Raw genomic sequence first — 8,145 nt, 5'->3', positions numbered from 1 at the left:
CGATCGCCGGCGGCGCCACCCCAGGCGCGCCCCATCCGGGCGCGGGCGCAGGCACCGGCACGGCCGATCCCGCCTGCGGCGAACCCGGCGCGACGGGGACGTCGATCACGGGGCCGGTAGTGCGGGTCGGTGGCGCGGGTGCAGGCGATGGCGGCGCGGGCGCGGGAGAAGGCGCAGCCACCGGAGCTGGCGGAGCGGGTGCCGGCGCCGGTGGAGCCGGGGCGACCACGACCGGGGGCGCAGGTGCCGGGGCGGGTACTTCCACAGGCGCCGGTGCTGGGGCTGGGGCCGCTTCGGGGATTGGGGCAGGCACAGGCACAGGCACAGGCACAGGCACAGGCACAGGCACAGGCACAGGCAAAGGCGCGGGCTGCGGCACAGGAACTGGCGCTGGCGCGGGTACCGCTGCTGGCTGGGGCACAGGAGCCGGTGGTGGTGCTACCGGTGCAGGTATCGGCACCGGTGCAGGAACCGGCACCGGCGCCGGCACCGGGACGGGCGCGGGCGCGGGCTCTGCGGTCGGCCGTGGGGCGGGTGCCGCTGTCGTGGATTCCGACGGCGTGGGTTCCGGCGCAGGCTCGGGCTGCGGCTTCGGCAGGGTCAGCTGCGGAGCGATGCGCAACCGCGGGGCCGCTGCCTCGGCCTGGGCCTGCTCGCGCCTCTGGCGCCGCTCCCGTTTCGGGCGCGGCTGCAGGTCGGGCAAGGTGTCCGTGGCCTGCAGCGGAATGCTGGACTCCGGCCGCAGCGTGAAGACCGAGAGCGGATCGCCCGGGACGCCAGGGGTAGCCGGCAGCGTGATAGCGTGGCTGATGCTCGCACTGCTGGACGGAACCGACGCGTTCGGCGACCGCACGGCCTGGTAGATCACATAGCGGACCGCCTGCTGCACGGGTGCGTATTGCAGCAGCAGCCACAGCAGTGCGACGTGCAGCACGCCGGTGGCGGCGAGCCCCGCGGGTGACAGGCGCTGCCGGGGCAGCGGCACGGAGGTGGGCCGATGGAGCATGGGGAGAACGATGCCCGGGGATAATCGCACACATGGGTCGCATGCCTCGTGTCGTCGTCGGTCTGAGCGGAGGCGTGGACTCCGCGGTCACCGCCTGGCTGCTCAAACAGCAGGGCTACGACGTGGTCGGCATTTTCATGAAGAACTGGGAAGACGACGACGACAGCGAATACTGCTCGTCCAACGCGGACTTCGTCGATGCGGCCAGCGTCGCCGACGTGATCGGCATCGAGATCGAGCACGTCAACTTCGCCGCCGAATACAGGGACCGCGTCTTTGCCGAGTTCCTGCGCGAGTACCAGGCGGGCCGCACGCCCAACCCCGACGTGCTGTGCAACGCCGAGATCAAGTTCAAGGCCTTCCTCGACCACGCGATCCGCCTGGGTGCCGAGAAGATCGCCACCGGCCACTACGCCCGGGTGCGCGAACGTGCCGGTCGCTTCGAGCTGCTCAAGGGGCTGGACGACAGCAAGGACCAGAGCTATTTCCTGCACCGTCTCAACCAGGCGCAGCTGGCGAAGACGCTGTTCCCGGTCGGCGAGCTGCGCAAGACCGAAGTGCGGCGCCTGGCCGAGGAGATCGGCCTGCCCAACGCGAAGAAGAAGGACTCGACCGGCATCTGCTTCATTGGCGAGCGGCCCTTTCGCGAGTTCCTGAACCGCTACATCCACAAGGAGCCGGGGCCGATCAAGGATCCGCGCGGCCGCGTCATCGGCCAGCACCAGGGCCTGTCGTTCTATACGCTGGGCCAGCGCCAGGGCCTGGGCATCGGTGGCGTGAAGGAGAAAGGCGCGCAACGCGGAGGCGGCGAACACGCGCCCTGGTTCGTGGCGCGCAAGGACATGGCGAAGAACACGCTGTGGGTGGTGCAGGGACACGACCACCCTTGGTTGCTGTCCTCTACCCTGCAGGCCGACGACCTGAACTGGACCGCCGGCGGGCCCCCGCCACCCGGCAGCTATGCGGCCAAGACGCGTTACCGCCAGAGCGATGCGCCCTGCCGGCTGCTGGGCGACGCGGACAGCGGCTTGCGACTGGAATTCGACGAGCCGCAATGGGCAGTGACGCCGGGCCAGTCGGCCGTGCTCTATGACGGCGAGATCTGCCTGGGCGGAGGCGTGATCAGCGCAGCGCTGGCCGCGACCAGCGAAGCTGCAGTCGCCTGAGCGGGCCTGCGTTCGCGGCGCCTGGCCGCCGCGCGGAGCTCATTGGCTCAGCTTGACCTGGTAGTTCACCGTCAGCGTCAGTCCCGCGCTGAGCGAGCCCGTGAAGGTCCACTGCACACTCCCGGTCGTGCCGGCAGCCGGTTGGGTGCTGATCGCGCAGGTCGTGATGCCAGTGGGCAGGGTACCCGGGCAGGCGGCGCTCACGAAGGTGGTGAAAGCGGGCGTCGCGTCGTTGATCACCAGCGTGGTGAGCGGGCCGGCGCCGTTGTTCTGCGCAGTGAGCGTGTACTGCAGGACCTCGCCCGGCGTCGCCGTCACCGACGTGGCAGTGCCGCCGCCGCGCGTGACGTTGCTCACCAGCTTCTTCAGGTTCAGCGCCGAAGGCTCGCCGCCCGTGGTGGTGTCGGTCACGCTCAGCGTGGAGGATAGTGCCGGGCTCGCGTTCGTATAGCTGAAGGTGGCGGTGAGCGTGGCCGTGTTCAGCGCGCCGTAGGCCGCCCCCGCCGGCACGAACTGCTTGACGATCAGGCAGATCTGCTGGCCGGCCGTGACCGTGATCGGGGCTACCACCACAGGCTCGCCGCCGTCGAGGGCGCCATTGCAACTGCTGTCCTGATACAGCACGGTGCTCCACGTGGGGCTCGCCGGATTCGAGACGTTGGCCAGCGCGAAGCTCACCTGCCCGCCGCTGCCGGCCTGGAAGCTGTGCGTGTAGAACACCACCGTTCCCGGTTGCGCCGTCTGCGCGCCGCTGGGCGCGAGTGAACTGGGCGCCGCCAGGCCGAAGGCGACGCCGCTGTAGCTCTGGCCACCCGCCGGCGCGTAGCTCACGCTGGGTCGGGTGTAGCTGCCGCCCGTGGTGCCGGCCGATCCGCCGGTAGCGACATAGCCGGCCGGGATCGCCGCGGCGATGGTGACGGTGCCGCTGGTGCTCGCGGGCACCCAGAGCGTGAAGCTGCCGTCGACCGCGGTGGTGGCCGTGGCCACCGTGGTCGAAGCCGTCTTCGCCGTGACGGTGACGCCCGCGACGCCCGCCTCGGTGCCATCCCTGGCGCCGTTGTTCGGCGTCCCCGAACCGACCCCGGTATCCGTGAACACCGTGCCGGTCAGGCGCGATCCGTTGTAGATGCCGAAGACCTGCGCGGGCGGCGTGGGCGATCCCGCCGGCACGACCACCAGCAGCGAGCCGCTCGCGTTCTGCGTGCCGAGCCAGCCGGCGGGCAGGGTCGGTGTGATGTCGGTCAGCGTGGCACTGGTGTCCAGGATCACGCAGTAGGTGCCCTGGGCCAGGTTGGGGATCGTGTACGCGCCGGTGGTCGCGTCCACCTGGATCGCCTGCGTCGCCGGCCCGGTGCAGACGCCGCCGGAGACCGGCGTGACCTTCACGTACACGCCCGAGATGCCGGGCCCCGCCTCCGCACTGCTCTGCGCGGAGTCGTGGTTGGCGTCGCTGTACACCGTGCCGACGATCTGGTTGAAGATGGGCGTGTTGGTGAAAGTACAGAGCACCGCGTCGCCATACTGCAGCGTGGGAAAGGTGTACGACGTCGCCGAGACGTTGGTCGGCATGCTCGTGCTCGACCCACTGGTGCTCCCGTTCACGCAGGTGAGCGAAGTGCTGTAGTTGGAGAGCGTGCCCACGCTGCCCGAGGACATGCTCTCCGACACCACGAAGGGATAGCTGGCCGCCACCGTCGGCATCGTGGCAACGGTGAAGCCGTTCAGGGCGCTGCCCGTGCTACCCGCCGACACCAGCGAGAGGCCGGCGGTGGTCGCCAGGCCATAGGTGAGCTGGTCGGCCGCGTTGTAGCGCGCGTTGGCGAATTGCGAGACCACCGCGATGGAGGCGTACCGCATGCCGATGATGATGCCCTGCAGGCCGCTGGCCACCATCGCCGCCGAGACACTGGTCGGGTTGCCGTCCGAGCGGAACACGTAGCTGCCGACCGTGCCCGCCACGCCCGTCTCCTTGACCGTCTTGGTGTTCGCGCCGGTGAGCGAGGGGTAGAGGGCGCTGCCGCCGTTCGGAATGGTGGCAATCGTCTGCCAGGCGTTGCCGGTGGTCGTGAAGGTCAGCGACTCGCCGTTGTTGGTCGATTCGCCGTCCCCCACCACGATCGAGTACAGCGAGGTGCCGCCGCTCGGTGGCGTCACGACGATGCTGCTCAGGGTGACGGTGGGCGTGCCGCCATCGGTGGCCGTGTACAGGATCGGCTTGCCGGGAATGCCGGTGAACGCGGTGTTGCCGAAGGCGGAGCCGCTCCATGAGGGCACCGACACCGCCGTGAGGTTGCCGCCGGTGGTCTTCACCGTCATCGCCACCTTGGTGCCGTCTGGCAGGTTGAAGGTGAAGGCCTGCCCGTTCTTGCCGGTGGCGGTGGAGTCCGCGTAGCTGGAGAAATCCAGCCAGCAATAGTCCCGGAAGTCGTTGGGCGCGGTGCCCGCCGCGGTCGCCGGGGCACAGGTCGCGGCCAGCGCCGCGCCCGGCATCAGCACGCTCACCAGCCAGCCGATGGCGAGCACCGCCAGCAGGCGGCGGACCAGGGCGACGAGCCGCCTCATTGCACGCGCGGCGCGGGCGTATCGGCGCCTTGGCGGGAGCTATGGCTGTCCAGCGCTTCCTCGTCGAACTTGAAGCGCAGGCGCAGGTAGGCGCCGCGCTGCGTGTGCGCATCCGCGCTCAGGTCCGGGGCGGAAAAGCCCTTGAGGTTGTAGCCGGCGGCCAGCCACAGGTTCTTGTACGCCAGGTAGCCCACCTCGACGCCGACGGCGGCTTCGGCAGAGCCGTTGCCCCAGAGGCCATACGCCTGCAGGCCGACGTTCCAGTGGTCGGAAATGTCCCAGCCGCTGCGTGCGCCCAGCAGCTGCGTGAATGAGCTGGTGGAGATATCGCCCGCCGCGTCCTTCAGCCACTTGGCGGCGTAGCGGCCGCTGATGATCCAGGCGCTGTTCGGCTGCACGTTGACGTGGGTGGAAAGCAGCCACGAGGAAACGTCATGCGCTGGCGCCACCGTGCTGTCGCGGTCGCGGTTGTACTGGATGCGGGCGAGCGCGTTCCACTTGTCGTTGTCGACCGGCCGGAAGGCCACGCCGCTTTGCGCGGTGATCAGCTCGCGCGAGCCGGCGCCGGCGCCGGAGTTGATCTGCTCGTTGTACAGCAGCCGGTTCAGCAGGGTCCACTCGGCATCGAGCTTGTTCACGACCGCGCCGCTCGCGAGCCAGCTGCGCGAGGTGCTGGAGTCCTGCCACTGCACCTGGCCGGAGGCCTTCCAGTTGCTGGCGGCCGTGTATTCGGCGCCGAGCGCGAGGGCCGTGGAGTCGTCGCTCGAGGGGCCGGACAGCGGCTTGATGCGCTGGAGGCTGCCATTGACGTTGAAACCGGTGGTGAGCTGCACGGTCTTGCGCAGGCCGATGGCCGCTTCGGCCGTGCGGCCGTCGACCGCATCGGCCACCCGATATTCGTTGAACACCTGCGTATTGTCGGGCAGGACGGTGGTGACTCCCGCCACGGACGTGTAGCGGGAGGCGTCGCTCGTCAGCGTGTACGCGCCGTTCAGGCTGTTGATGAAGTCGTGCCGGACATAGAGCTTGGTGTTGGCATTGACGGCGTAGTTGGCGCCGACGCCGATCTCGTGGCCGCCGCCGCCATCGATCGCCTGCTCCGCGACGCCGTACGCATCGGCCTTGGCGACGCCGGGAACCGGCACGGTCAGCTTGACGCGGGCGCTGGTGGTGCTGGTCTCCGGGCCGGAGGCCGCCGCCGCGGCGCTTGCCGTCGTCGTGATGCCGGTGGCGGTGGCGGTCGTATCGGTTCCGACCGCGGGCGTTGTCGAAACCGCGGCCTGGGCGTTGCTGCTGCTGTGGCGCAGGCCGACTTCCAGCACCGCGTTGCCCGGCAGGCTGTGTTCCAGGCGCAGCTCGGCGCCGGTCTGCTCGGCGCCGGTGGTGCTGTTGCTGGTCTTGAGCGCCTCGGCGACGATGCGGTTGGTGGCGTTCAGCGAGTAGCCGATCTTGGCCCCGTACTGCGCCTGGCCAGCCGACTGCGGGCTGCCCGGGTTGTAGAAGCCCGCATCCGTGCGCACGCCCCAGACATGCGCCTGCACGCCGGCGCCTTCGTGGGTCAACTCGACGCGCTGGCCGCTGCCGGAGCCTTGCAGGTCGGTGCGGCTGTGTGCCACTTCGGCCGTCACCACGGTCTTGTCGGCGAGTTTGCCGGTGAGGGTCAGGCCTTCCAGCTGCTGGCGGTTGGCGGGATCTTCGTCGCGCACGGCCAGGGCGCCGACGGTGACGCCCGGCACGACCTGCACGGTCGCTTCCACGCCGTTGACCGCGTGCTTGGGGCCGCCGGTTTCGACGTCGTACACCACCCGCACGAACACCGGATTGAGGTCGGCGTCGACGCTGGACACCGGCGCCTTCAGCAGCAGCAGGCCGGTGATGGGCTCGATCGTGTAGTCGTTGAACACGGTGAGCGCCGTGTCCTTCAGCACCAGCGCGTTCTGGTCGCGGCTGCGCGTGATCACGTGCACCTGCTCGCTCTGCACCACGCCGTTGGCATTGAGCTGGAACGGGCCGGAGGTGCCGGTGGCGCGGAACTCCTGCACGATCTGCGTCGCGGAGGTGCGGCTGGCAAACGCTTCGACCGAGAACTTGCCGTCGCTCCAGTGGCCCTTGGCCCCGTTGAGCGAGCGCGCGTACTGCGTGAGCTGGCGGGCCGGGTCGTCGGTCTGGGTGGCGAAGTCGCCGGCCAGGGCGTAGTTGCTGCCGTTCTGCAGCAGCAGGTAGAGGCGGCCGGTGGACTGGCCGTCGAAGCCGCGCGCCGACGAGTCGCCGTACACCGGGTAGAACTGGTTCGGCTGGATGTCGCGGAACAGGCGGGCGTCGGCCACCTTGTCGGAGTCGTAGGCCAGCGTCAGCAGGCTCGAGCCGAGGACCTTGCCCTTGAGGAACAGGGCGGCCCGCGCGGCGACCTCGCCCTTGCCGTTGTCGAAGCTGCGCGAGACGCTCTGGATTTCGCGCTCGAACACGTCGCCGCTTTGCGTGGGCTGCAGCGAAGCCGGATTCAGGTTGCGCAGGTTGATGGTGCCTTCGACCAGGCCGGCGGCCAGCATGGGGCGCAGCTTGGGCACGAACTCCACGGCGGTGCTTGCCTTGATGGTGCCGGCCAGCGCGGTGATCTCCACCTTGCCCGGCTGCGCCGGCGGCAGCAGCGCGAAACTGCCCGTGCCGCCTTCGACCATCACCTGCAGGCCCGGCTGGTGCGGATCGGCATCGGTCACCTGCCACTGGCCGGCGGCGGCCTGCAGGGTGAGCTGCGTGCGCGCGGTGACCGGCAGGCCGTCGGCATCGCGCAGCGCGAACCGAACCGTGATCGGCGTCTCGCTATCGGCCACCGGCCGCTCCGGCGCCTGGATGCGCACGGACGCCAGCGGGCCGGGCGCCAGGAGGGTGATCTGCGCCTGGCCGCGCACGTTGCCGAACGGATCGGTGACTTTCACCGCCAGCGTGTTGCGGCCGGCGCGCAGGTCGACGCCGATGTATTCCCAGGCGGTGACGCGCTTGTCCTCCAGGCTGCTCTTCTTGCCGACCTGGGTGGCGGGCACCAGCTGGCCGTTCACCTGCAGGTCGAACACGGCGCCCAGCGGGCCCTTGACGCGCACGCGGGTCTGCAGCGCGTCCATTACCTGGCCGTCCTGCAGGCCGATGAAGGCGGTCTCGGGGCCCAGTTGCGGCAGCAGTTCCTCCAAGGGTTGCGCGGCGGCGGGCGGCGAGACGGGATCCGCGGAAGCTGCCGGCGCGACCGACTGCGAGGGCAGCAGCGCGGCGGCCGGCGTGTAGATCGGACGATCGACGCCCTGCTGCAGGCGTCCGATCGGGCCGCCCGTGTCGGCGACCGCGCCCAGCGAGGGCACGGTCGGCGCGGTCGTATCGCTCGCGCCGCCCACGCGCGCGCCCGATCCGGGCAGGCCGAGC

The 8,145-nt window shown here is 70.2% G+C and carries 3 protein-coding genes and 1 pseudogene; 2 read left to right on the top strand and 2 right to left on the bottom strand.

Annotated features, from left to right (window positions below):
- The first annotated feature begins 710 nt into the window (after positions 1–710).
- Positions 711–863, top strand: coding sequence for a hypothetical protein (locus tag JWP60_RS13445; protein ID WP_299791960.1), 153 nt, complete (start codon positions 711–713; stop codon positions 861–863).
- A 175-nt stretch (positions 864–1,038) separates the two neighbouring features.
- Positions 1,039–2,172, top strand: a complete 1,134-nt coding sequence (mnmA, locus tag JWP60_RS13440; RefSeq protein ID WP_299791957.1) for a tRNA 2-thiouridine(34) synthase MnmA — start codon at positions 1,039–1,041, stop codon at positions 2,170–2,172.
- A gap of 39 nt (positions 2,173–2,211) precedes the next feature.
- Here the strand turns inward: mnmA and JWP60_RS13435 are convergent, their stop codons facing one another.
- A complete protein-coding gene (locus tag JWP60_RS13435) occupies positions 2,212–4,734 on the bottom strand; it encodes a CshA/CshB family fibrillar adhesin-related protein (protein ID WP_299791954.1) in 2,523 nt (840 codons plus the stop codon).
- Positions 4,731–8,145 (bottom strand): annotated as a pseudogene (locus JWP60_RS13430) (hypothetical protein); the annotation flags it as partial. The pseudogene JWP60_RS13430 and the gene JWP60_RS13435, both read right to left, overlap by 4 nt.

Source organism: Ramlibacter sp. (assembly GCF_028291745.1).
Classification (GTDB): Bacteria; Pseudomonadota; Gammaproteobacteria; order Burkholderiales; family Burkholderiaceae_C; genus Ramlibacter.
Note: the sequence above shows the minus strand (reverse complement) of the source record. Positions and strands in the feature narration are given on the sequence as shown.